Origin of the sequence: Paraburkholderia sp. BL10I2N1 (genome assembly GCF_004361815.1) — a bacterium.
Taxonomy (GTDB): Bacteria; Pseudomonadota; Gammaproteobacteria; order Burkholderiales; family Burkholderiaceae; genus Paraburkholderia.
The window spans coordinates 2,162,918-2,188,181 of sequence record NZ_SNWA01000002.1; the positions used below are offsets into that span (position 1 = coordinate 2,162,918).

Here is a 25,264-nt window from a genome sequence, read left to right on the forward strand (position 1 = left end):
CGGGCCCGCCATCGGGCCTCTCACGCGGTGCCTGCGCTCCAGCTCAATCGTGCGTCTGCGTGCCGGGGTCGGGCGGCAGCGCGGTCAAGAGGCGCGGGCCGTACTGCGCGCCCGCACGCCAGCCAGCCTGCCAGTCCGCATCGCCGACAGGCAGCGCAGCCACTATGACGAGCGCGTGGGCAGCCACGTCCAGCACGGGGGTCGTCAACGGACGCGGCGGCGCGTCCGGATTAGCCGTGTCGAGGAGCACATTCCATTCCAGGTGCGGCGGAGGCGGGGTAAACGTCAGCGCCTCGCCGCTCGCGTTCAACATCAACAACAATACTTCCGTTTGGTCACTCAGATCCGGACCCGCGCGCCGCAGCGTGAGCGCGCGTCCTTCCGGGTCCTGCCACGCTTCGATCGTCAACGGCTCGCCGCGTTCATCGAACCAGCCCACATCGTAGAGACCGGGCAGCACTTCATGGTCGCCGGACAGAAAGCGCGTCTCGCGCAGCAGCGGATGCTGCTTGCGCAGCGCAATCACGCGCGCGACGAACTCCGTCATCCGCGCACCGCTTGGCAACGTCGCGCGCTCCCAGTCGAGCCAGGAGAACTCGTTGTCCTGACAGTAGGCGTTGTTGTTGCCCTGCTGGGTGCGGCCGAACTCGTCGCCAGCAGGAAACATCGGTGTGCCGAGCGCCGTGAAGAGCGTCGCGAACATCGAGCGCGCTACGCGTGCGCGCGTTTCGACGATGTCCGGATCGTCGGTCGGACCTTCGACACCCCAGTTCGAACTGCAGTTCTCGTTGTGGCCGTCGTTGTTGTCTTCACCGTTTATCTCATTGTGCTTCTGCTCGTGCGAGACCAGATCGGCCAGCGTAAAGCCGTCGTGTGACGCCACGAAATTCACCGACGCCCAGGGTTTTCTGCTGCGCCGGTTGAAGAGGTCGGCGGAGCCGGTCAGGCGCGCCGCGAGATCGGGACGCAGGCCGGCGTCGCCGCGCCAGAAACGGCGCACCGTGTCACGAAAACGATCGTTCCATTCGGAGAAGCCAGGGGGATGGTTGCCGAGCTGATAGCCGCCCGGGCCGATGTCCCATGGTTCGGAAATCAGCTTGCGCTGCGACAGCACCGGGTCCTGACGGACCGCATCGAAAAAGCCGGAGCCCGGATCGAAGCCGCTGTACTCGCGGCCAAGCGTTACGCCGAGATCGAAGCGGAAGCCGTCGATGTTGAACGCCGTCGACCAGTAACGCAGCGAATCCATCACCATCTGCAGCACACGCGGATGGGGCATGTTCAGCGTGTTGCCGCAGCCGGTGTCGTTGATGTGATGCCGTTCGTCGCCCGGAATCAGCCGGTAGTAGCTGGCGTTGTCGAGGCCGCGCCACGAGACGGTCGGGCCCAGTTCGTTGCCTTCGCAGGTGTGGTTGTAGACGACGTCGAGAATCACCTCGATACCCGCCGCATGTAGCTGGCGCACGGCGATGCGCATTTCGTCGAGACGATGCATCGACAGATACGACGGCTCCGGCGCGAAGAACGAGGCCGTGTTGTAGCCCCAGTAGTTACGCAGGCCGCGGCTCACGAGAAAGCGGTCGTTGAGGAATGCATGCACCGGCAGCAGTTCGACAGCGGTGACGCCGAGCCTCAGCAGATGGTCGATGAACTCGGGCGCGGTGAGCGCGGCGAACGTGCCGCGTTCGTGATGGCGCAGATCGGGGCGGAGCATCGAGACGCCGCGCAGATGCGCTTCGTAGACGATGGATTCACCCCAGGGGGTATTCGGCCGCACATCGTGCGACCAGTCGAAAGCTTCGTCGATCACGACGCATTTCGGCATCGCCGGCGCCGAGTCACGACGGTCGATCGACAGGTCGAGCCGGTTCGAATGCACGCGGTACCCGAACAGCGCATCCGACCAGCGGAACTGGCCGACGAGCTTGCGGGCGTATGGGTCGAGCAGGAGCTTGTGCGGATTGAAGCGGTGGCCGTGCTGCGGCTGGTAAGGACCGTCCGCGCGAAACCCGTAGACGGTGCCCGGATGCGCGCCGGGCAGATAGCCGTGCCACACCTCGTCGGTATTTTCGGGCAGGTCGAAGCGGGTCAGTTCCTTGCGGCCGGTGGGATCGAACAGACACAGTTGCATCCGATGCGCGTGCGCCGAGAACACGGCGAAGTTCACACCGAGACCGTCCCAGCTTGCGCCGAGCGGATAGGGTGAGCCCGGCGACAGCCGGTCGGGCAATGCATGCGACATGTTTCCCGTTCCTTGTTCTGATTCGTTCGTTATCGGGAAGTCCCGGCGGGTACGCACCCGAGCCGCGCTGAGCGCGGCGCGTGCCGGGCGACATCAGTCCGCCCGCAGGATGATCGTGGCGAGCGGCGGCAGCACCAGAACGGCCGATTGCGGTTTGCCGTGACTCGCGACTTCCTCCGTATAAATGAGCCCGCTGTTGCCGAGGTTGGAACCGCCATACACGCTCGCGTCGCTGTTGAACACTTCGCTCCACCGTCCGGCTCGCGGTACGCCGATGCGATAGCCGAGCCGCGGCACCGGCGTGAAGTTGCAGACCGCGACGAGTTCGCGCCCCGCGCCATCGACGCGCCGGTACGCGAACACACTGTTGCCGCTGTCGTCGCCGATCAGCCATTCGAAGCCGCCGGGGTCGCTATCGAGCATGTGCAGCGCAGGCTCTTCGTCGTAGAGGCGGTTCAGGTCGCGCACGACCCTCTGTACGCCGTGATGCAGCGGGTCGTCGAGCAGATGCCAGTGCGGCGACTGATCGTGATCGAACTCGGCCATCTGTCCGAATTCGCCGCCCATGAAGAGCAGCTTCTTGCCCGGATGCGTCCACATGAAACCGAAGTACGCACGCAGATTCGCGAAGCGCTGCCAGCGGTCACCCGGCATCTTGCCGAGCAGCGACCCCTTGCCGTGCACGACTTCGTCGTGCGAAAGCGGCAGCACGAAGCGCTCCGAATACGCGTAGACCATGCCGAACGTCATGCTGTGATGGTGGTAGTTCCGGTGGACCGGATCCTCATGCATGTAGTGGAGCGTGTCGTGCATCCAGCCCATGTTCCATTTGAAGTCGAACCCCAGGCCACCGTCTTCGATGCGCGCCGTGACGCCAGGCCATGCCGTCGATTCTTCCGCGATCGTGATTGCGCCATGCACGTCAGGCATGTGGCGGACCTCATGATTCAGGCGCTTCAGAAAGGCGATCGATTCGAGGTTTTCCCGGCCGCCGTAGATGTTCGGCACCCACTCGCCGGCGGCGCGCGAATAGTCGCGATACAGCATCGACGCAACCGCATCGACACGCAGACCATCGACGTGATAGCGCTTCAACCACGCCAGCGCGGATGCCACCATGAACGCGCTCACCTCGTTGCGGCCGAGGTTGTAGATCATTGTGTTCCAGTCCTGGTGATAGCCTTCGCGCGGATCGGCATGCTCGTACAGCGGTGTGCCGTCGAATTCGACGAGCCCGTGAGCGTCGTTCGGAAAGTGCGCCGGCACCCAGTCGAGAATGACGCCAAGCCCCGCTTCGTGCGTGCGGTTGACGAAGTCGGCGAACGCTTCAGGCCGGCCGAAGCGAGCCGAGGGCGCGAACTGCGAGAGCGGCTGATAGCCCCATGAGCCGCCAAACGGATGTTCGGCGATCGGCATGAATTCGAGGTGCGTGAAGCCCATACCCTTTGCGTACGGAATCAGCCGGTCCGCCAGTTCGGACCAGGTCAGGCCGCGCCGGCCTTCTTCCGCGACGCGCAACCACGACTCCGCATGCACTTCGTAGATCGAGATCGGCGATTGCGGGGTCTGCCTGCCCGCACGCGACTGCATCCACGCGCCGTCGGTCCACGCGAACTGCTCGACCTCGTCGACGTGTGCGACGACGGACGCTGTTCCAGGTGGCCGCTCGGTCTGCATCGCACAGGGATCGGCCTTCAGCGGCAGCGGGTGGCCATCGCGCGTCAGCATTTCGTACTTGTAGCGTGTGCCCGCGCCGACGCGCGGTACGAACAGTTCCCACACGCCCCCATGATGACGCAGACGCATCGGATGGCGGCGTCCGTCCCAGGAATTGAAGTCGCCCACCACCGAGACCCGCCGCGCATTCGGCGCCCATACCGCGAAGCGCACGCCTGGCACGCCGTCGTGCGTGACTGGCCGCGACCCGAGACATTCGAGCACTGCGTACGGATCGCCATGCGACAGCCGCGTCAATGCTTCGTCGGACAGGACGTTGCCAAACGAGTAGGTGTCTTCGATTTCCTGCGGTGTGCCGTGCCAGTCGACGCGCAGCAGGTACGGCACCGCTTCGGTGACGAACCCCGCGAAGAGCCCGTAGCGGATCGTTGCGAGTTCGCCGAGCGTGCGGCCGTCGTCGCGCGCGATCACCGTCACGTGCGATGCGTTCGGCAGCAGGACGCGCACGACCGGCCCGGCGTCGGTGTAATGCAGGCCGAGTTGCGAGAACGGATCGGGATGGCGGGCTTCGATGAGCGCATCGATGTCGAGCGGGCTCAGACCGATGGTCGGGTCGCGATCATTCATCGTCGCCTCCGGCCTTCGGGCCAGACGCCGGTGCGTCGTGCGGCGTTCCCGTGTCGCCGAGCAGACGGCTCGCGAGCGAGGCCAGTCCGCGTACCGGCAGACCGAGCCATGTGGGCCGGTTGGCCGCTTCATAGCGGATTTCGTAGGCGGCTTTTTCGATCAGGAACAGATTGAGCAAGGCTTCCTCGAAGTCGGGTGCAACGAGTGGTTGCGGGGAGTCCGCCACCGCTGCGCGGTATTGTTCGAGGAAAGCCTCGCCCGCATAGCCGCGGAAGCGGTCGAAAAGAGCACGTTTGCGATCGGCGGTTTGCTGCGGCGCGTTTTCGGTGGTCGATTGCGCCGCGGCACTTGCATACGACAGCGAGCGCAACAGGCCCGCGACATCGCGCAGCGGACTCGACTTCATGCGCCGCTCTTCGAGCGTGCGCGCCGGTTCGCCTTCGAAGTCGATCAGGTAGGCGTCGCCCTGCGCTACCAGCACCTGGCCCAGATGGAAATCGCCATGAATGCGGATGCGCAGCGCATTCGCTTCCGGCGGCACGAGTTGCGCGACGGCGGCCGTCAACGCGGTGCGGCGGTCGAGCAGGCTCTGCGCGAGTTCGCGGATGTCGTCGGCGAGATGGTCGAGCCTTTCGCCAAGGACGTCGAGCGCAGCGGCGAGCATCGACTCCGTGCCATCCGTCCACGCCTTGACCTGTTCCGCCGTCGCCCGCTCAGGAGCGAAGGCGGGTTTGTCCGAAGGCGACGCCAGCGCGACGTGCAGTTCGCCGAGCCGTTTGCCGATGGTGCCGGCAAGCGCGCAATAGCCTTCGATGGCTTCTTCCTCGTTAGCGCGGTCCGACGACGCTTCGTTGCCTTCGATCGCCAGCGCGAGTTCATCGACTGAGCGGCGCAGATAGTCGAGCGCCCAGTTCCACGCGTCGCCCTGGTTGTCGATGAAGCCTTGCAGGATCGCCAGCGTATGCGGCACGCCCGCCGGATCGACCCGTACGACTTCGCCATAGAGCGGGGCGGTGTTCTGATAGCCGATCTCCGTCAGATAGCGGCTCATTTCCGTTTCCGGATGGACGCCGTCGACCAGCCGGCGCACCAGCTTCAGCACGGCCGCATCCGCAATCACGAGCGAGCTGTTGCTCTGCTCGGCGGCAAGCCAGCGGATTTCGGGCATTTCGCCCAGGTCGCGGAGTTCGTCGAAGCGCTCGGTCGGCACGAAGCGGATTTCGCTCTTCTGCACAGTCGGGACGGCCGCGCCCTCACGCATCTTGCGCAGCACGCCGTGTGCGAACAGAGGCAGTGAGAACGCGTCCGTCAGGTGCCCGACGTTGCGGCCGCGGCGCACGCGCGCCAGCGCGAGTTGCATGAAGAGCGGCGTCGTGGTGTCGGTGCCCCATGTAATCGCAATGGGCACCACGTAACGCTCGGTATGGTCGGCGACGTCCACCTCGATTTCGGTGAACGCGAAGCCTCCGTTGGGGATCGTGGTCAGCGCGGCAAGGCGCACCGCGCCCATCTTTTGGTCTTTCGACGCAAACCAGCGGCGGCGGCTCAGCCAGGACGGCAGCACTTCCGATTCGAGCAGGCGGACGTTTTCGGGTGTCGCTCCGGTTTGCCCTTCGCGGATCACGATCGTGACGAATTCGGGCAGCGGCTCGGGTTGCGCCTGGCTCCATGTCGGGCGCTGGCCACCCGAGCAGAGCAGGAACCACAGGAAACCGTATGGCGGGAACGTCAGCAGATAGGTGAGCTGGCCGATCGCGGGAAATACGGAGTCGGCTGTCATCTCGATCGGCACCGAACCGGCGAATTCCGACAGATCGAGTTCGACGGCCTGCGGCGCACGCGACAGATTGGCGACGCACAGGATCGCCGGTTCGCCCGGCATTTCGCGCAGGTACGCAAGGATCTTGCGGTTCTCCGGCTTCAGGAAGCGGATGCCGCCACGACCGAACGCCTGTTTCGCGCGACGGGTGGCGAGCATGCGGCGCGTCCAGTTCAGCAACGAATGCGGATCGCGGCTTTGCGCTTCGACATTGACCGCATCGAAGCCATACAGCGCACCCATCACAGGCGGCAGAACGAGCTGTTCGGGATCGGCGCGCGAAAAACCGCCGTTACGGTCCGACGACCATTGCATCGGCGTGCGCACCCCATCGCGGTCGCCGAGGTGGATGTTGTCGCCCATGCCGAGTTCGTCGCCGTAATAGATGACGGGCGTACCGGGCATCGACAGCAGCAGCGAATTGATCAGTTCGATCCGGCGACGGTCGCGCTCCATCAAGGGCGCAAGGCGCCGGCGAATACCGAGGTTCAGCCGTGCGCGGCGATCGCTTGCGTAGGTATTCCACAGATAGTCGCGCTCGGAATCGGTGACCATCTCGAGCGTGAGTTCATCGTGATTGCGCAGGAAAATTGCCCACTGGTTGGATTCGGCGAGGTCCGGCGTCTGCCGCATGATGTCGGTGATCGGGAAGCGGTCTTCGCTCGCGATCGACATGTAGATGCGCGGCATCAGCGGGAAGTGGAACGCCATATGGCATTCGTCTTCGTCGCCGAAATATTCCTTCACGTCCTCCGGCCACTGGTTCGCTTCGGCGAGCAGCATCCGGTTCGGATATTCGGCGTCGATAGTCGCGCGGATTTTCTTGAGGACGGCGTGCGTCTCCGGCAGGTTCTCGTTGTTCGTGCCTTCACGTTCGACGAGATACGGCACCGCATCGAGCCGCAGCCCGTCGATGCCCATGTCGAGCCAGAAGCGCATGACATGCAATACCTCGCGCAGCACGGCGGGATTATCGAAATTCAGGTCGGGCTGATGCGAGTAGAAGCGGTGCCAGAAGTACGCGCCCGCGACGGGATCGTGGGTCCAGTTCGACGGCTCCGAGTCGATGAAGATGATCCGCGTCTCTATGTATTTCTGGTCGGTGTCGGACCATACGTAGTAGTTGCGATGGTTCGAACCGGGTTTCGCGCGCCGCGCGCGCTGAAACCACGGATGCTGATCCGACGTGTGGTTGATGACCAGTTCCGTGATCACGCGAAGGCCACGCGCATGCGCTTCCTGGATGAAGTGCTTGACGTCGGACAGGCTGCCGTAATCCGGATGCACATTGCGGTAGTCGGCGATGTCGTAGCCGTCGTCGCGGCGCGGCGACGGATAGAACGGCAGCAGCCAGATCGCATCGACACCGAGTTCGGCGATGTAGTCGAGCTTCGCAATCAGCCCCGGAAAATCGCCGACGCCGTCGTTGTTCGCGTCGAAGAACGATTTGATGTGCACCTGATAGATGATTGCGTCCTTGTACCAGAGCGGATCGTCGTGCAGGGCCGACGGTTTGCCGCGCCGCGCCACGCTTTTGGCCGCTTTCGCGCTGTCGCCGGGCGATGCCGCGGCGCTCGTGTGCGCGTGCGAGGTGCCCTCGGGAGAATCGTCGCGTTTCATATCGCACCTTCATTCGGAGAGTCGAACCCGATGTCCGTCTCGCTGGCGGGCTCGGGAATAGGGCGTGGCAGCCCGCCGGTGGGGGCGATGCGCCAGATCGCAAACGGCCGCACGCCGGGGTCGAGCCGTATGTGCTGCCATCGGCCGTACCATTCGAAGCGCTCGCTGGTCATCTGGTCGACGACTTCGATCGCCGCCTGATCGTGCAGATGCCAGTGCGCGAACGTCGCCCATGACAGCTCGATATCCGCGCCCTGTTCGTTGAACGGATCGAGGTTGATCGCGACGATGATCACGTTGTCGCGCACCTCGGTCGCTTTCTCGAAGAACAGGATATGTTCATTGTGCGCGGGCAGGAACGTGACGTTCAAATGAGTGTGCAGGGCAGGGTTCGCGCGGCGGATGCGGTTGAGCGCCGTAATCTCTCCGACGATGTTGCCTGGCCGATGCCAGTCCCACGCACGCAGCTGGTACTTCTCGGAGTCGAGATATTCCTCGCTGTTCGGCAGCGCGGCCGCCTCGCACAGTTCAAAGCCGCTGTAGACACCCCACAGGCCAGACAGCGTTGCGGCGAGCGCCGCGCGAATCACGAAGCCCGCGCGCCCCGACGACTGCAGATGACGCGGATTGATGTCCGGCGTATTGACGAAGAAATTCGGCCGGTACACCTCGCGCGCGTTGCTTTGCGTCAGTTCGGTCAGGTAGTCGGTGAAATCGCGCTTCGATTCGCGCCACGTGAAATAGGTGTACGACTGCGAGAAGCCGACCTTCGCGAGGCGATACATCATGCGCGGCCGTGTGAACGCTTCCGACAGGAAGATCGTGTCGGGGTGGCGCGCTCGGACGTCGGCGATCATCCACTCCCAGAACGGCAGCGGCTTCGTGTGCGGATTGTCGACGCGGAAGATCTGCACGCCCGCTTCGATCCAGAACAGGATCACTTCGCGCAACGCAAGCCACAGCCCCGGCTTCGCGTCGTGTGCGTAGAAATCCGGGTTCACGATGTCCTGATACTTCTTCGGCGGATTTTCCGCGTAGCGCAGCGTGCCGTCGGGGCGCCACGCGAACCATGTCGGATGCTCCTTCAGCCACGGGTGGTCGGGGGAGCATTGAATGGCGAAGTCCAGCGCGATTTCGAGACCGTGTTCATGCGCGGCGGCAAGCATCGTGCTGAAGTCGTCGAGCGTGCCGAGTTCGGGATGCACCGCGGTGTGACCACCTTCCTTGCCGCCGATCGCGTAGGGGCTGCCCAGGTCGCCGGGCTGGGCGTTCAGCGTGTTGTTGCGGCCCTTGCGGTTGGTGACGCCGATCGGGTGGATCGGCGGGAAATAGAGCACGTCGAAGCCCATGTCGCGGATGCGCGGCAGTTTGGCGATGACGTCTGCGAAGGTGCCGTGCCGGTTCGGATCGTCGCTCATCGAGCGCGGGAAGATCTCATACCAGCTCGCAAAGCGCGCCGCGCTCCGCTCGGCTTCGATCCGGTAGACGACCGGATCGCGCGCGAGAAACGGCCGATGGCGCGCGGCCATGACCGCGCGCGCTGTGGCGGGCGCGAGCAGCAGTTCGACGCGGCCGGCCGCATCGGACCTGGCGAATTCCTTGACGATATGCTCGAGCGGCTCGGTGAGCGCGCCTCCTGCCGTCTCGACCTCCGCCAGCACCAGCGCGAACAGATGGCTCGCCTCTTCGATTTCGAGTTCGACGGTTTGCCCGGCTTTCAGCTTCTTCTGCACGTGCTCGACGAGCGATGCGAAGTCGTCGCGCCACGCAATCACCGTGAATTCGTGGCGGCCGAGGCGTTCGAGTGGAATGCGTGCTGCCCACAGATCGAGGCCGGGAGGCTCTGCCGGGTGCATGGGTGCTTCTTGCCAGGCGGTTTCGTCGGCGGCGCGCCAGATCACGGCGGCCGCGATCCTGTCGTGGCCTTCGGCGAAGATCGCCGCTTTCACCTCGACGCGCTCGCCCACCACCCGCTTGACCGGGAAGTGCCCGCCGTCGCACGACGGGCTCACGCTTTCGATCGCCACGCGCGGCGCGGCGATCGCGTCCATCACCGATTTGTGGGCGCTGTGCTTGCTGGTCGCTTTGTCGATGGGCGGGGCGAGCACGACAGCGTTTTCCGGCTCCGCGCCGAACAGGCGGCACGCGCCGGGCTTCAGCGTGAACGGCTGCAGCGAGCCGGGGGCACTGCGGGCATCCGCGTCGAGCGGGACGAAGCGGGTGAAGTTTCCCGGTACGCCGTCGAGGAAACCCGCCGGGTCGACATGCACCGGGACATCGCGATCGGGATTGACGACGATCAGCACGGCCTGGCTGGCGTCGCGCAGATCGGCGCGGTTGCTGCGCAGCAGCACGGTAGCCGGCGCGCCGGGGCCGCTCAGCGCGCGCAGTTCGCCGACGGTGGCGAGCGGCTGCACGTCGCGCTGGAGCGCGTTCGCGTGTGTGACGTCCTTCGACAGGTCAAAGCGCGCCGACTGCCGTGCAGACGCGTAGTCGGCTTCGCTGCCGCGCGTGTATGACATCGGCAGCGCGAGGCCGTATTCGAAACCCATCGGCATCAGCCAGCCGGTGCCGACCGCCGCGGAGGCATTCAGGGCGCGCCGGTACGTCCGCTCGACGGCGCCCGCATCGTGTATGTCGGCGAGGTCGGCCACGAGCCGCGTGCCGTACGGCGCTTCGGGGAACGCGATGGGGCTGGCGACCCGGGTGAGCGTCGCGTGTTCTTCGGTGAGCCAGGCGGCGCGGAAGTCCCACCAGCGTACCGACGAGAACACGCTGTCGAAGCCCGCGCCTTCGAGCGCCAGCAGATCGTGGCGGGCAAGGCCGGGCGTGGCGGCCAGAAAACGCACGCCGGGATGATGCGTGCGCACGGCGCTGCCGAGCCGCTGCCACAGGGCGGTGGGCACGCTATGCGGCGAATCGAAGCGAAAGCCGCCGACGCCAGCCGCCGCGAGTGACACCAGTTTCTGCGTCCACCAGTCGACCAGTTGCGCCCCGGGTCCATTGGCCGCGAAATTCGCATACGCGACGTTGTCTTCCCGGTGCCCATGGCGCGGGTCGAGCCGGGCTTCTTCGGGCTCAAACGGGTGAAACCAGTCCCGATGCTCGCTGAAGAGCTTGCCATCGGCGGCGACGCGATCGGGCACGATGTCGAGCAGCAGCTTGAGACCTTGCTCGCGGGCAGCTTCGGCGAGCTCGTGAAGCGCTTCGCTTGACGGTTGCTGGGTATCGAAGACCGGATGCAGGCGGTCATGATCCGCGACGATCTGACCGTGACCCGCCCGCCCGGGCCGGAACGGCGCGCCAATCAGCACATGATCGAAGCCGAGCGACGCCGCATGCCCGAACTGGGCGGCCCAGGCCTCGATCGGCCCGACGAGAAGGGGGGGAAGGAAATAGATCCGCGGCGCATACGCAAGGGAAGCGTGTGGAGGTTCCATCGGTCGTGTTCCAGGTTCGTCCTGCTGCTATGTGGATGCACGTGCTGTGCGATCACATCGCTCGTTGGGCTTCCAGGGCCGGATGCCGTGTCTTCGCCTGACCGGGATGCGTCGGGCGAGGGCGCGTACAGGTCAATGTAGTGCAAAGATCGACATGTCGCCTGAAAGGAATTCGCGAGGCCATGCCGGACGGCGGTGGCGCGGGTCCGGCCTGGGTCCGGCCTGGGTCCGGCCTGGGTCGACAGAAGGGCTCCAGCAAACGCTGTGCCAACCGGGAGAGACGGCAGAAAGCCGCGCCTGCGAGTGTGGCGGGGGGGCGGAAGGGGCGCCGTGTAAAACCTGCGGTCGATGCGCGGCTTTTACACGGATGCAGGGAAATGAGCGGGGACGCCGCCGCTCGAACAATCGCGGCGGCCACGATGCCGCGCCTTGACGTCAGGTCAGGTTGTCACGAGCCAAGCAGCCCGGCGGCGATATTGATGCACAGCCCGAGCACCGCGACGTTGAAATAGAACGACAGCACCGACTGCGCGAGCGCCGCGCGCCGTATCGAGCGCGAGCGCAGCACGACGTCCGAGGTTTGCGAGGCCACGGCGATCGTGAACGAGAAGTACAGGAAGTCCCAGTAATCCGGTTCGAGCTTGTGGTCGGGGAAGCGGAGCGGCGTCTCCGTCTGCCCGGGACCGTAATAGAGCCGGGCATAGTGCTGTGTGAAGATGGTCGGAATCATGAACCACGCGCCCATCAGCGTCATGCCGGTCAGCAGATAGTGCAACACACCGAGGCTGCCCTTCACGCTTTTGACCGTCGCGAGTTCCAGCACGATCGCGGCGATGCTCGCGACCGTTGCGACGCAGATCACGATCAGCACGACGCCCGCATTCTCGTCTTCGCGCGCGGCGAGATCGCATACGCTGCTGTGATCGGCGACGGCCATGTGGAACCAGATGAGCGCGAGATAGGTCCATACGGCAAGGTCCCAGGCGACGAGCACACGGACCGTGGGGCGCATCGTCATGGGTATCAGCAACGCGCCGAGCACACCCACGATCAGTCCGATGATCATGCGTGGCCGGTTGCGAAGCACCTGCGGATAAAGGTTCATTTGCATTGATGTAAGAGGTTGTCTGCGAAGGATTCGCGGGTCGGCAGCAGGCGTTGAACGGGTGGTCGATTCTACCGTTATGTTCGGACGCGATTTGTCGAATGGTCACGCGACAGCTATAGTCTTTCGCGTCGGCCTGACACTGGCCTTTCGACTGAAAGGCCGGTGTCAGGGATGAGCGATAGATCGGGTTGCAGGCGGGGCGCCTCTCGCCCTCCGCGCGTTCGATGTCTGTGACATGTACGTGTCATGGGACCACAAAACCATAGGCCGCAAAACGCGGCGCGGACCGGGTTTGGGGCAGGCGGCCTGCATGACGGCAGCAGTGGCGGTGACCGGACCGCTGCCGCGTGCAGGCTGACACATAAACATCATCTGGAGCCCCCATGACAGATGTTCGTCAGAACGACGCACCTGTAGCACCGCTATCGGCGAAGCGCCGCGCCTGGGTCCTCGGTGCATGTGCAGGTGCTGCTGCGCTCGCCTTCACAATGGCAGGCCGCTTCGGCCAGCCGCTCGGGTTGCTGGGCATTTCTCCCGCGTTTGCCGACGCCCCTGCTGGCGGCGGCCTCGATGCCTTTGTCGCGCTGTCGCAGCACCTGACAGGTCGCAGCAGCTTCGACCCGGTGCTCGGCCAGCGTGTCTACGGCACCCTGCTGAAAGGCGACAGCCAGTTTCCGCAGAACGTCGCCGCGCTCAACAGCTGGTTGCAAATTCACGGCGGCGTGCCCTCCGATACCGTCATTCAAGCCTTGCAGGTCGATCAGCCGCCGCTTGCGAAAGCGGTCGGCGCGATCATGCGGGCGTGGTATCTCGGCCTCGTGGGCGACATGCCTCATGTGCAGGTGGTGGCGTACGAACGCGCGCTGATGTTCGATCCGGTGAAGGACGTGCTGACGATCCCGTCGTATTGCCGCGACGTGCCGTTCTACTGGACGCAAAAGCCTGGCAATGCCTGAGTGGCTCGAGTGACGAGTGAGGTGAGTGGCGTGCATGGACCGGTCACGGCATCGTCGTCCGCGCGCACTCAGACAGCACCCGCAAACCGTTTCCTCCGGTAATCAACGTTAAACAACGTGACGCACCGATCAGCCAGCAGTAGAGGATAGCAATGGCAAATTCAGTTTCCGCTGACATCGTCGTGGTCGGCTCAGGCGTGGCGGGCGGTCTCGTCGCGCATCAACTGGCGCTCGCTGGTGCGTCGGTCATCCTGCTGGAGGCGGGGCCGCGCATCCCGCGCTGGCAGATCGTCGAGAACTTCCGCAACTCCCCCACGAAGTCCGATTTCGCAACGCCCTATCCCTCCAACCCTTACGCGCCGCATCCCGAATACTCCCCCGCGAACAACTATCTGATCCAGAAAGGCGACTACCCATACAACTCGCAGTACGTGCGGCTCGTCGGTGGCACGACGTGGCACTGGGCCGCGGCGGCATGGCGCCTGTTGCCCTCCGACTTCAGGCTGAAGAGCCTGTACGGCGTCGGCCGTGACTGGCCGATCCCGTACGAAGCGCTCGAGCCGTGGTACTTCGCAGCCGAGGTGCAACTGGGTGTGTCCGGTCCTGAGACGTCGATCGATCTGGGCTCGCCGCGCTCGAAGCCCTATCCGATGAGTCAGTTACCGCTGTCGTATATGGACCAGCGTTTCTCCGCCGTGCTGAACCCGCAGGGCTTCAAGGTCGTGCCCGAGCCGGTCGCGCGCAACAGCCGTCCGTACGATGCGCGCCCGACCTGTTGCGGTAACAACAATTGCATGCCGATCTGCCCGATCGCGGCGATGTACAACGGCGTCGTGCATGCGGAAAAGGCCGAGCAGGCCGGCGCGAAACTGATTCCGCAGGCAGTGGTGTACCGGGTCGAGTCGGACGAGAAGGGGCTTGTTACTGCTGTGCACTACAAGGATCCGAACGGCAAGAGCACGCGCGTGACCGGCAAGCTGTTCGTGCTGGCGGCAAACGGCATCGAGACGCCGAAACTGATGTTGATGTCCACGTCGGACAAATTTCCCCATGGTGTCGGCAACAGCTCCGACCAGGTCGGCCGCAACCTGATGGATCATCCGGGCACCGGCGTGACCTTCCTCGCCAATGAGCCGTTGTGGCCAGGGCGCGGGCCGATGGAGATGACGTCGATCGTCAACTTCCGCGACGGCGCATTCCGCTCGAATTACGCAGCGAAGAAACTGCACCTGTCGAACGGTGTGCCGACGATGTCCGTCACCGCCGACCTGCTGCAGAAAGGTCTGACGGGCGCTGAACTCGACCGGCAGATTCGCGACCGGGCATCACGCACGTTGAACATCAATAGCTTCCATGAGCATCTTGCGGAGCCGCAAAACCGCATCGTTCCGTCTGCCGATCACAAGGACGCGCTCGGCATTCCGCAGCCGGAGATCTATTACTCGATCAACGATTACGTGAAGAAGAGTGCGGCGAACACGCACGAACTCTACGCGCAGATCGCGAACCTGTTCGGTGGCACTGAAGTGTCGTTCGACGATAATTTCGCGCCCAACAATCACATCATGGGTACGACGATCATGGGCAGCGACGCAGCGGATTCGGTCGTCGACGCGGATTGCCGCACGCACGATCACCCGAATCTGTTCATCGCGAGCAGTGCGGTGATGCCCACTGCGGCGTCGGTGAACTGCACGCTGACCATCGCGGCGCTGTCGTTGAGGCTAGCCGACAAGTTGAAGCGCGAAATCTGACCCAACCCTGACGGAGAGAGCCACCATGACGAATAAAACGTCTCGCGTGCAGCCGGCCGGGCCGGGTGCACAGATGCAAATTCAGATTCAGCGTCGCGGCCGCCTGCGCATCGCTTCGCTGGCTGCTGTTTTCTCTGTGTTCGCCTTGTACCTCGCGTGGCATGCATCGAACGATCCGGATGAGCAACGCGAAGCATCGGTCACGGCTGTGTTCGCGCAGGATGCATCGCAGGGCGGCGCGGCGTTCGCTTCGCCGGGTCTCGTGAAGCGCGGCGAGTATCTCGCGCGCGCAGGCGACTGCATCGCCTGCCACACGTCGGACAGAAGCCGCCCGTTTGCGGGTGGACTGCCGATCGACACGCCGTTCGGCACGATCTACACGCCGAACATCACGCCCGATCCGGACACGGGTATCGGCCGCTGGACGGATGCCGATTTCCTGCGCGCGATGCATGAAGGCATCGGCAAGGGCGGCGAACGGCTGTATCCCGCGTTTCCTTATGCTGAATACACCAGGGTCACCGAGGGTGACGTGCTCGCCATCCGTGCGTATCTGAATACGCTCGTACCGGTTCACTACACGCCCCCACGCAATGACCTGAAGTTTCCGTTTAATCAGCGCTGGCTGATGCTGTTCTGGAATCTGTTCAACTTCACGGAAGGGCGCTTCGTTCCCGATCCGAAAGCGAGCGCTCAATGGAATCGCGGCGCGTATCTGGTTCAAGGACTCGCGCATTGTGAGGAATGTCATACGCCGCGCAATTTCACGCAGGGATTGAAGACGAGCGAGCGCTTTGCAGGTGCGACGCAGGCCGGCTGGCATGCCTTCAATATCACGTCTGACAAAACGAGCGGCATCGGCAACTGGAGCGATGCCGATATGGTCAGCTACCTGTCTGCCGGCGTTGTGCCAGGACGAGCGGGTGCGGCCGGACCGATGGCGGAAGTCGTCGCGGACAGCACGCAATACCTGAGCACCGAAGACCTTCGTTCGGTTGCTATCTACATGCGATCGGTGCCCGCGATCAGCGGCGGCGAAGTGCGTCGGCGCGATACGTGGGGGCAGCCCGCCAACGACGTCATCAGTCTGCGCGGCACAAAGATCAGCGGCGTCAACGGAGCACAACTGTTCGTCGCAAACTGCGCGACGTGTCATCACTGGACCGGCCAGGGGATTGGTGCGAGTGCGCCGGGTGCGTATCCGTCGTTGATTCATAACAGCACAGTGGGCGCGGTGACAGCGAATAACCTCGCGATGGTCATTCTGCATGGCGTCAATCGCACGACGAAAACCGCCGATGTGCTGATGCCATCATTCGCCGGTGAACTCACCGATGATCAGGTGGCAGCGATCACGAATTATGTGACGAAACAGTTCGGCAATCCGCAGTCGAGCGTGACCGTCGATCAGGTTGCGAAGCTGCGTGTAGCGCAACAATGACCTTTGATGCCCGAGCGTCGGGTAGAGATTGCCGGATGACCCGGGTCCGGCTCACCGACCCCTTACGAATCCTTTGCCGCAACGATGTTTAGCGGCTTTGCGCAGATCTGGAACGAGAGGCAACGCGCATACGGGATCTGCTCTTGGCACTATCATTGTGCTATGGGCTCAAAACTTGTCACCGACGTTTTCCATCACTCGGCCAACCGGGCGGGTCGCGACTTTATCGTTGGCGATCTTCATGGCTGCGTCGATGCGTTGCGCTATCTGCTGCACGAAGTCGAATTCGATCCGGCGCGTGACCGTCTGTTCTCAGTGGGCGACCTGGTCGACCGTGGCGCGCAGTCCGAGGAGGCGCTCGCGCTGCTCGACAGGCCATGGTTCCATGCGGTGCTCGGCAATCACGAGGACACACTGATTGCGGTCGCCGAAGGCCGCTTGCGGCGGCAGTGGTGGTATGGAATCGGCGGCTCGTGGGCTGCAGCGCTCCCTGACGAACGGTTGCGGCACTACGCGGAGAAATTGCGCACGTTGCCGCTCGCGCGGGTGGTCGGCAGTGGTACTGAGCGCTTCAATGTTCTGCACGCGGAGTTCTTCGGCTCCGATGCCGATCTCGATGCAGGTGTCTTTTCCGACGACGCTCGCCAGAAGCTGTTGTGGGGCCGCGAACTTGCGATCGGCAATGGCGACCCCGAGCGGCAGCGTGGGCTTTCGCTCACCTATTGCGGTCACACGCCGATGTGCGAATTGCAGCAGATCGGCTCGCAGGTGTTCATCGACACCGGTGCGTTCGGGCCGGGCGGCAAGCTGACCGTCGTCGAAGCGCGCAGGTCCCGTCGCTGGCAGGTGACGGTCGATGCCGCGCGTGCCGAAGGCGCGGCTGCGCTGGCGCTGCCTTGACCTGTTCCGTCCCGTCGGTTGTGCGAAAGGCGGCGTTCAGCCGACCTGATTCAGTTCGAAGACAATGTCGACGGCGCTGCCGTTCCAGTTGTATTCCAGATACGCCGCATGATGGCAGTCGCGCAGCAGCGTCGTCCTGAACGCAGCGAGACACTCGCCTTCCTTATCTCGTACCGACGGATACACGATGCCCGCTACGCCCGCCGTTCGCGCCGCGCGGCCGAGCGACTGCCCGGCGACGTAGTCTTCGGGCGACAGCACCGCAGGATCGAGCGACGGGTCGTCGCGTAGATCGGCCACTTCCCCGCGTGCGATCACCGTGTACAGACGCATCTGTTGCCGCAGCGGCGGTTCGTGCGTGGCCGCGAGGAAGTTGCCCGTGTGATAGCGCGTTTCGGCAATCGCCGTCGCGCGCGACCGGGCGCAATAGAACACCCCATACGTGCCGTCGGAAAAGCGGCTGCCGAGCGGATTCAGATGCGTGAACGCCGCCATGATGGGCCCCCAGCCGGGGCCGAAGCGTCGCTCTTCGGGCGGCACGAGATCCAGTTCGCCGACTTCGGTGCGCAGCCGGTCGTTGGTCATTGCTTCGAGCGCATAGAGCGCCTCGAAATCGTCCGGCGATGCGACGCGGTCGAACAGGTTCACAGCCGGAAAACGTGTGGGAATCACCCGATACGCGGGCGACCAGTCGAGCGGCGCGGCGCGCCAGCGGGCCTGCCAGTGCGGAGAAGTCACGCCCAGCCGCCTCGCATTGCGTCGAGATACTGGCGCACGGCCACGAGATCGCTGATATTGCCCGCCAGCATGCGGTCGAGCGCGCGCCGGCCGCCGAACGGCGGCGCGCTATTCGGGCGCTTGATCCAGGTATCGGCTGCGGACGGCTGCGGCAGCAGGATTTGCAGCGCCTTGTAGATACCCAGCAGCAGCGACAGGCGTTCGAGCGTGTCGCGGCCAAGCCGCGCGGTCTGCGGTTCGGCTTTCCATTTGAAGAAGGTGGAGCGGCCGGGCGACCCTAGCAGGACGATCTGCTCGTCGGCGCTCAGATCCCAGTCGCGGGCGATCTTGAAGAATGCGCGCAGGCCGGCCGCCGACATTTCGGTCAGCGACGGCTCTCCAGCGGGTCGTGGTAGCGGTCGCTCGTTGGGAAGGACGCGGGCGGCATTGGACATGGCTTTAGTCCTTAATTGAACTTTAAGTCAATATTAGTCCATTTATGGATTTATGCAAGGATTAACAGAATCACGTCCGGGTCTGCGGGGCGGTATTGCACCGGCACGAACCGGACGCAGTGTGCTGGCCGCGCCCCGGATTGCTGCCTTCCTGTTGCCGGCCCCGGCTTAGCGCGGTGCAGCGCCTACTTCGAACGCCAATTCCGTCACGCCGTCCACACCGCCCGTCACCTTGTCTCCCGGGTGGAGAGCGCCGACGCCAGCGGGTGTACCCGTGAAAATCAGGTCGCCAGGCTTGAGCGCCACCGATTGCGAGACGTAGCTGATGACGTCGGCCACCGGCCAGATCATTTCGGTGAGATCGCCTTGCTGACGGACTTCGCCATTGACCGACAACCAGATCCGGCCCGTGCCCGGATGGCCGGTTTTCTCAACCGGAAGCAGCGGCGTAACCGGACCCGACGCGTCGAAGCCCTTGGCCCAGTCCCACGGACGGCTCTGTTTCTTGGCGACGGCCTGCAGGTCGCGGCGCGTCAGGTCGACTCCGACTCCGTAACCCCAGACGTAATCCAGCGCCTTGTCAGGCGAAATCGACTGCCCGCCCTTGCCGATTGCGACGACTAGTTCGATTTCGTGATGCAGGTCCGACGTCAGCGGCGGATAGGGAACCACGCCGCGTGCTGCGACCACCGCGTCAGCGGGCTTGGTGAAGAAGAACGGCGGTTCGCGGTCTGGGTCCGCGCCCATTTCGCGGGCGTGGTCGGCATAGTTGCGGCCCACGCAGAAGACCCGGCGCACGGGAAAGCGGCTCGACGAGCCGGCGACTTCGACGGAAGGCTGTTCGGGTTGAGGTACGACGTAAGTAGTCATCTTCAGGTCTCGATTGGGATGAACGAAGCGTGCTGGCATGCGTGGCGGCAACCGGCACGTCGATGAGTCAAAGATAGCAGCCCATCGCCGGCCGACCGGCGAAGGATGTGTGGATTTTCTGGACTGGATTACGCTCGCGCCCGACGTGGCGCTGGCTTCGCCGGCTGGTCCCGCCTCGCCGGATTTGCCGCATTTGCCGGGTTTGCCGCCGTCGATGGCTGCGCATCGGCCGTCGTATGGTGCGCGCTGCGGTAGTCGCTCGGCGACATGCCCGTGGTTCGCCGGAAACGGCGGGAAAAATAGGCTTCGTCGCGGAATCCGACCGCCTGGGCGATCTCGCCCACCCGTTTGGTGCTGTGCGCGAGCAGCGATTGCGCAAGTGCCATTCGCCGGTCGGTGACGAGTTCCGTGAAGGTCCGGCCGGTTTCCTTCTTGATCAGATGCGCGAGATAGTTCGGCGACAGGAACGCGGCGGCGGCCGCGCTGGTCAGCGAGAGGTCGTCGCTCGCGATCCGCGCGCGAATGTGCCGCATCACGCGGGCCAGCGCGTCGCGCCGGCCGGTGCGCTGCTTTTCGTTGTCGGCGAGGCGCAGCAGCGGTTCAGCGTGTCGCGCGCAGACGATACCGATCAATTGCAGCAGATAGCCGCGCAGCAGCGCCGTGGCGCCGAAACCGCGCGCGCCGTCGACTTCGAGCATGCGCGCGAGCAGTTGACGCACTTCGGCCAGATCCGCGTCCGTCAGCACGAAATCGAGGTACTCCTGGAAGCGGAACGGTGCGAGTTCGACGGCGCGATGCACGGATACGTCTTCGAGATCGAGTGGATCGTCTTCCAGGTCGGCACGCAGGAACTGCTGCGAGAAGTTGATGACCATGAAGCGCGATTCCGGCGGATGCGGAATCAGATGCAACCGGTACGGCAGGATAAGGGCGACCGCGCCGCGCGGAAAAGGGCGCGTCGCGCCGCCGATCCGTTGCACCGTGTCGCCGCCAAGGTTGATCTGGATCTGGAAGTAGTCGTGACGGTGCGGCTCGGTGATCGCTGGTCGCGTCGTCTGATCGCGGATGTAGAAATCGAGGCGGTCGCTGCGTTCGGGCATCCCGTAGGTACGGGTCGGTTCACTGGCTGCCGGGTGCATGGCTGGTCGGGAGGGACGGTTCAGACGCCATGGTACATGCGCGCGGGCTTTTTCGACGGGGCAGGCCCGCGGCCGTGGCTGGCGGGTGTGACGCCATTCTGACGAGATTCGAGCTTGATGAGTTGTCCGTTTCAATTTCCCCCGTGGGTATAATCGCGCCCCCGACATTCAATCGAAGATCAGGAGATGGGTGTGCGAGCAGTCATGGTAGCAGTGGCCGTCGGCTTGTTTTCCAGTGCGGCGATGGCGGCGGGCCAGTACGTCGAAGTCTGGAATCCGCCCGAAACCAGCCAGCATTCGAACGTGAAGAAGCGCAAGCCGGCCGTGAAGGCGCCGAAGCATGCGGTCACGCAAACGCGGAGGCAGTTGGCGCAGTGCGAGGCAGGCGGGGTGCACAAAACGCTCAAGGTTTCATCGAAACCGACACCAGAAAAGCCCAAACCGCGGGTTTCTGTCGTGATGGTGCCGTCGAAAGATGCACAGCAACGTCAGCCGAAAGCTCAAGGCCTGCCAACGAAAAGCAGCCGCCCGCAAGCGACGACAAAGGTCGCCGACACATCGGGCTCCGCCAGCGGCAGGACGACACCTTCCGCGTCCGGCCGCGATTTGCCGCCGATCCTGCGCTGACGCCGGCCAGCGCCGCGCGTCCCGGTTCGACGATCCGCGCCGACGGCTCAGGCGCTTTCCAGGCCGTTCACCACCAGCTTCAACGTCTCCAGCGAGCGCGCGTCGCGCACTCGCGAATGCAGCGTCACACGGGATGCGGGCAATGCAGGCAATCCAAGCCTTGCGCCGACGTCGACCAATCCGCGCGGCGCCACCCGCCGCGCCAGCGGTGAAACCGCAATTCCCGCCGCTGCTGCAGCGCCGACGGCGGCCACACCGCCACCGATAAACGCTTCGTTCCACGCGATACCGGCTTCATTCAGCGCCCGCAGCGCCGCCGCGCGAACGGCGCAGGGCGGGGCGAGCAGCGCGAGCGGCAACGGTTCGTTCGGGCGCGGCAGCCAGTCAGGCGTGGCCAGCCACGCGATCGGTTCGGTGAAAAGCGCCTCTCCGTCGCCGCGCGAGGTTTCTTCTGGCTCGTTGCGGATAATCACGGCGTCGAGCCGCCGCTCGTCGAATTGCTCCAGCAAGGCCGCCGACATGCCAAGATGCAACTCGAGTACCAGCGCGGGATCGTATGCCTTTAGTCTCGCGAGCAGGTCGGGCAGGTTCGGTCCAGCCACATGCTCGCTCAGGCCCAACGCCAGCCGCCGATTTCCGACCGACAGCGAGCCCAGCGCCCGCTCATGGGCGCTCAGTAGATCGCGTGCGGCCTTGAGGAATGCCTGACCCTCGCTGGACAGGCGCACCAGCCGGGGCGTGCGCTCAAGAAGCTGTTTGCCGAGATGCACTTCCAGCCGTTTCAGCTTGAGGCTGACGGCGGATTGGGTGGTATCGAGCGCGTCGGCGGCGCGAGTGAAGCTGCTCAGGTCGGCCACCAGCACGAACGCCCGTACAGCATCGAGGTCGAGAACCTTCATTTCAGTTGAAAATGAATGATATATCCATTGATATCTATTCATTATTATCCATGGGGTCTATTGTCGCTACATAAACTTTTCCTGATGGAGCTTTTTTATGCCGCTCACCCGAATCGCACTCCGTACCGGCAAGCCGGCCGAATACCGCAAGGCGCTGACGCAAGGCATCCAGCGCGCACTGATCGACACATGCAACGTGCCGGCGGACGACATTTTCATGCTCATCAACGAGCACGACGAAGCTAACTTCGTATTCGACCGGCAGTACCTCGGCGTCCATCGCAGCGACGACCTGGTGGTCATCCAGATCACGTTCAACAACACGCGCACGGTCGAGCAGAAGAAGGCGCTTTACAGGCAGGTGGCCGATAACCTTGCCGAAAGCCCCGGTTTGCGTCGAGAGGATGTGTTCATCAATCTTGTTGAGGTGCTGAAAGAGAATTGGTCGTTCGGCAACGGGATCGCGCAGTACGCGCTTTGACATCATGCGGTGACGTGCGCCGCCTGAAAACCGCACAACGAAACGGGCCTGGGTCTTGCGACACCACGGCCCGTATTTCGCTGACGTCTGTTCGAGAACCGCTCAGGCGAGCATATCGACCACCCCGCCGCCTGCACACAGCGCGACTTTCGAGGCCGCGAGGCCGGCGGCGAAAGCTGCGTTCAGCGCTATGGCAGTAAGCCGTTGAGAAGGCTGGTCTTCGTCGGCGAGACGGTGCAACTGCTGGTGGCGATAGAAAACGTGTTCGGTCCGATGACCGGCGCGGGGCCGCTGTCAGTCCACTGGACGTTGCAGGAGCCGGGTTGTGCGATTTGCAATGAAGCGTCGCTGTCCGGTTGTTCGACGACATGCGCGAAGGCATTGGCGCGCAGGCTGACCTTTTGCGCATACGCCTTCGAGCCGCCGTAGTTTTTCAGCGCCGCGTTCACATCGCCGCCTGCAGACCGCACGTAGCCGTACAGGATCGCCGATCCCACTTCGATATTGGTGTCCGGCTCCGTCAGATCGCTGACGTTTTTCAGGAGCCCCTTGTGAGCACTCGGGACCACCTGCATCAGCCCGGTCGCGCCGTGCGCGCCTTTGGCCTTTTCCCTGAAACGGGATTCGATGGAAATGATGGCGAGCAAAAGCGCGGGCGGAAGGGAATATTTCGACGCCGCCGACGCGACTGCCACCGAGATCTGCTCAGCCTTTTCCTTTGCCACGCCGAACTTCTGCGTCAGGTAGGCGGAAATCTGGTCGCTCGTTTCGGCCATCGCGCTTTGCGCGAGGCCCAGCGAAAGCACGATCAGGCAGAGTAAGCGGCTCATGGTCGGTGGACGCGCGGGGGGAAGCCCGGATTATAGCTGGTGGGTAGATTAATCAGACGAAACCCACCCCCAGCCCACACAGGCCACCCGCACACGCCAATATTCGCGCCTAACTCCCCCCAAAATACACGTCGTCCCGCGATGTCGAATCCAGCGGAGCTGGCGACACCTTCGGCGCCTGCCCGCCCGAAAATGCGTCCGATAGCGACCGCATGATTTGCGCCGCATACGTCCCCGCCTGAACCGCATCACCGCTCATTGGTGGCCCGGGCGGATTCGGCTGCACAACCGTTTGCAGATGCTGCTCCACCGATACGCCCGGTTGAGTGAGTGGCGCCAATCGGGCCGCGATATCGTGAAACAGGGTCTGCAAGCCGTTCGGCACGGCATTTTGCGCCGCCTGCAATTCCGCGCCGGTGGTCTGCGGGGCCGTGACGTCCAGTTGCGCCGGCGCACGATCCAGATTCAGGGAATCGTTGAGCGCCGCGCTCAGATCGGGCGCGGATGCTTCGCGGGCCGACAACGGCGCTTGCAGACCGAAACACGCCCGCACCGTGCGAATGATCGACGTGTGATCGAACGGTTGCGGGCCCGTTGAGCGCAGGATCGTTTCCGGCTTCGTGTACGGCGAGATGATCACCGCTGGCACGCGCACGCCGTAGCGGTCGAAGTTGAACACCTGGCCCGGACGGGGCGTCTCGGGCGGCACGGCGGCGGGCGGCGGAACATGGTCATAGCAGCCACCGTGTTCGTCACAGGTGATGATGAGCATCGTCGACGCCCAGTTCGGCGAGTTGCGCACCGCGTTGTAGACCAGTGCGACGAGCGCGTCGCCATATGCCACGTTGTGCGGTGGATGCAAGTCGCTTGGCATCTCGAGGCCCGGAAAATATTGAGGTTCCAGAAAGGAGTATGCAGGCATGTCGGTGGAATTCACGTCGGCGAGGAACTCGCAGAATGGCCGGAAATTCGCGAAGTAAGGCCATAGCCGCTGCAGCAACGCCGCCTGGGAGAAATCGTGGAAATAGATGCGCCATTCATGCGTGGGCGCCAGTTCGTTGAAGATGGTCTGCATCGGGAACGGGAAGCCGGCCTTGTCGTTGTTTTCGTAGCCGTTCGCCGTACCGGCGTGTACGAAGAAGCGATTCGGCCAGGTCTGGCATGGCGCAGACGCGAACCACATATCGGACACCGCGTAGCTCTTCGCGAGTTGCGTCAGCGCGGGCAGTTCCTCTGGGCTGAAGCAATGCATGATGTCGCGCGCATTGCCGCCGTGCTGGACGTAATTCGCGGTGAAGCCGTTCATCGGCGGAACACCGTTTGCGGGACCATTGCCGAACAGCTGCTGCGTGATGTCGACGAAGAGTTCGCCAGGATCAGGCGTGGGCAGCGTGGCGGCGGAGGCGCTGCCAGGGTCGGTCCATGGCGGAATCGGCGTGCCGTCCGGTCCGGGATTGCCCGGGTTTTGTGCACTCGCGAGGCCATTGAAGTCGCGGCCATCGGTGTACAGGTGGCCGAACACGTTGTCGAAAGAACGGTTCTCCAGCATCAGAACAACGACATGCTTGATGTCGGACAGCGTCGCCATCGCGAACTCCTCGGTAGGGCGCCGGGACGTGCAAAACGCCTCGCCCGGCGTAGATCTTCTGAAAAGGCGGCTGC

At 64.0% G+C, this 25,264-nt stretch carries 18 protein-coding genes; 6 read left to right on the forward strand and 12 right to left on the reverse strand.

Annotated elements, in window-relative coordinates; translation table 11 throughout:
• Positions 1-43: 43 nt before the first annotated feature.
• From glgX to B0G77_RS31875, 5 genes are all read right to left on the reverse strand, one after another.
• Entirely contained in the window at positions 44-2,242 is a 2,199-nt protein-coding gene (gene glgX / locus B0G77_RS31855; RefSeq protein WP_133665850.1) for a glycogen debranching protein GlgX, read from the reverse strand.
• A 93-nt stretch (positions 2,243-2,335) separates the two neighbouring features.
• On the reverse strand, positions 2,336-4,546 hold the full coding sequence (gene glgB, locus B0G77_RS31860) for a 1,4-alpha-glucan branching protein GlgB (RefSeq protein WP_133665851.1): 2,211 nt from the start codon (positions 4,544-4,546) through the stop codon (positions 2,336-2,338).
• Positions 4,539-7,985, reverse strand: a complete 3,447-nt coding sequence (treS, locus tag B0G77_RS31865) for a maltose alpha-D-glucosyltransferase (protein ID WP_133665852.1) — start codon at positions 7,983-7,985, stop codon at positions 4,539-4,541. The genes glgB and treS overlap by 8 nt, the downstream gene beginning before the upstream one ends.
• Positions 7,982-11,425 carry a maltotransferase domain-containing protein gene (locus B0G77_RS31870; RefSeq protein ID WP_133665853.1) on the reverse strand — a complete coding sequence of 1,148 codons (3,444 nt, stop codon included), beginning with the start codon at positions 11,423-11,425 and terminating at the stop codon, positions 7,982-7,984. Before B0G77_RS31870 ends, treS begins: the two co-directional genes overlap by 4 nt.
• 448 nt (positions 11,426-11,873) lie before the next feature.
• Positions 11,874-12,536: a DUF1345 domain-containing protein gene (locus B0G77_RS31875; protein ID WP_208116527.1), complete on the reverse strand. Its 663-nt coding sequence runs from the start codon at positions 12,534-12,536 to the stop codon at positions 11,874-11,876.
• 380 nt (positions 12,537-12,916) lie between these two features.
• Here B0G77_RS31875 and B0G77_RS31880 point away from each other — a divergent pair, with 380 nt between their 5' ends.
• From B0G77_RS31880 to B0G77_RS31895, 4 genes are all read left to right on the forward strand, one after another.
• Complete coding sequence (locus B0G77_RS31880) at positions 12,917-13,489, forward strand: sugar dehydrogenase complex small subunit (protein ID WP_133665855.1); 573 nt, start codon at positions 12,917-12,919, stop codon at positions 13,487-13,489.
• 152 nt (positions 13,490-13,641) lie between these two features.
• Positions 13,642-15,243, forward strand: a complete 1,602-nt coding sequence (locus B0G77_RS31885) for a GMC family oxidoreductase (protein WP_133665856.1) — start codon at positions 13,642-13,644, stop codon at positions 15,241-15,243.
• A gap of 25 nt (positions 15,244-15,268) precedes the next feature.
• The gene (locus tag B0G77_RS31890; RefSeq protein ID WP_133665857.1) at positions 15,269-16,684 is read left to right on the forward strand and encodes a cytochrome c; all 1,416 of its coding nucleotides are present in this window, start codon (positions 15,269-15,271) and stop codon (positions 16,682-16,684) included.
• A gap of 162 nt (positions 16,685-16,846) precedes the next feature.
• Entirely contained in the window at positions 16,847-17,584 is a 738-nt protein-coding gene (locus B0G77_RS31895; protein ID WP_133665858.1) for a metallophosphoesterase, read from the forward strand.
• Positions 17,585-17,620: 36 nt separating this feature from the next.
• Here the strand turns inward: B0G77_RS31895 and B0G77_RS31900 are convergent, their stop codons facing one another.
• The 4 genes from B0G77_RS31900 to B0G77_RS31915 form a co-directional block, all read right to left on the reverse strand.
• Positions 17,621-18,322 carry an RES family NAD+ phosphorylase gene (locus B0G77_RS31900; protein ID WP_133665859.1) on the reverse strand — a complete coding sequence of 234 codons (702 nt, stop codon included), beginning with the start codon at positions 18,320-18,322 and terminating at the stop codon, positions 17,621-17,623.
• A complete protein-coding gene (locus B0G77_RS31905; protein ID WP_133665860.1) occupies positions 18,319-18,756 on the reverse strand; it encodes an MbcA/ParS/Xre antitoxin family protein in 438 nt (145 codons plus the stop codon). Before B0G77_RS31905 ends, B0G77_RS31900 begins: the two co-directional genes overlap by 4 nt.
• 168 nt (positions 18,757-18,924) lie before the next feature.
• The gene (locus B0G77_RS31910; protein WP_133665861.1) at positions 18,925-19,626 is read right to left on the reverse strand and encodes a fumarylacetoacetate hydrolase family protein; all 702 of its coding nucleotides are present in this window, start codon (positions 19,624-19,626) and stop codon (positions 18,925-18,927) included.
• 128 nt (positions 19,627-19,754) lie between these two features.
• The gene (locus B0G77_RS31915; RefSeq protein WP_133666960.1) at positions 19,755-20,726 is read right to left on the reverse strand and encodes a helix-turn-helix domain-containing protein; all 972 of its coding nucleotides are present in this window, start codon (positions 20,724-20,726) and stop codon (positions 19,755-19,757) included.
• Positions 20,727-20,957: 231 nt separating this feature from the next.
• On the opposite strand from B0G77_RS31915, the gene B0G77_RS31920 reads away from it, so the two are divergent.
• Positions 20,958-21,392, forward strand: a complete 435-nt coding sequence (locus tag B0G77_RS31920; protein WP_133665862.1) for a hypothetical protein — start codon at positions 20,958-20,960, stop codon at positions 21,390-21,392.
• A gap of 47 nt (positions 21,393-21,439) precedes the next feature.
• On the opposite strand, the gene B0G77_RS31925 is transcribed toward B0G77_RS31920, so the two are convergent.
• Positions 21,440-22,291, reverse strand: a complete 852-nt coding sequence (locus B0G77_RS31925; RefSeq protein WP_133665863.1) for a LysR substrate-binding domain-containing protein — start codon at positions 22,289-22,291, stop codon at positions 21,440-21,442.
• 97 nt (positions 22,292-22,388) lie between these two features.
• Between B0G77_RS31925 and B0G77_RS31930 the strand changes: the two genes are divergently transcribed.
• Positions 22,389-22,772 carry a tautomerase family protein gene (locus B0G77_RS31930; RefSeq protein WP_133665864.1) on the forward strand — a complete coding sequence of 128 codons (384 nt, stop codon included), beginning with the start codon at positions 22,389-22,391 and terminating at the stop codon, positions 22,770-22,772.
• A 188-nt stretch (positions 22,773-22,960) separates the two neighbouring features.
• On the opposite strand, the gene B0G77_RS31935 is transcribed toward B0G77_RS31930, so the two are convergent.
• Both B0G77_RS31935 and B0G77_RS31940 read right to left on the reverse strand, forming a co-directional pair.
• The gene (locus B0G77_RS31935) at positions 22,961-23,602 is read right to left on the reverse strand and encodes a transglycosylase SLT domain-containing protein (protein ID WP_133665865.1); all 642 of its coding nucleotides are present in this window, start codon (positions 23,600-23,602) and stop codon (positions 22,961-22,963) included.
• A 109-nt stretch (positions 23,603-23,711) separates the two neighbouring features.
• Positions 23,712-25,190, reverse strand: coding sequence for an alkaline phosphatase family protein (locus tag B0G77_RS31940; protein ID WP_133665866.1), 1,479 nt, complete (start codon positions 25,188-25,190; stop codon positions 23,712-23,714).
• Positions 25,191-25,264 lie beyond the last annotated feature (74 nt).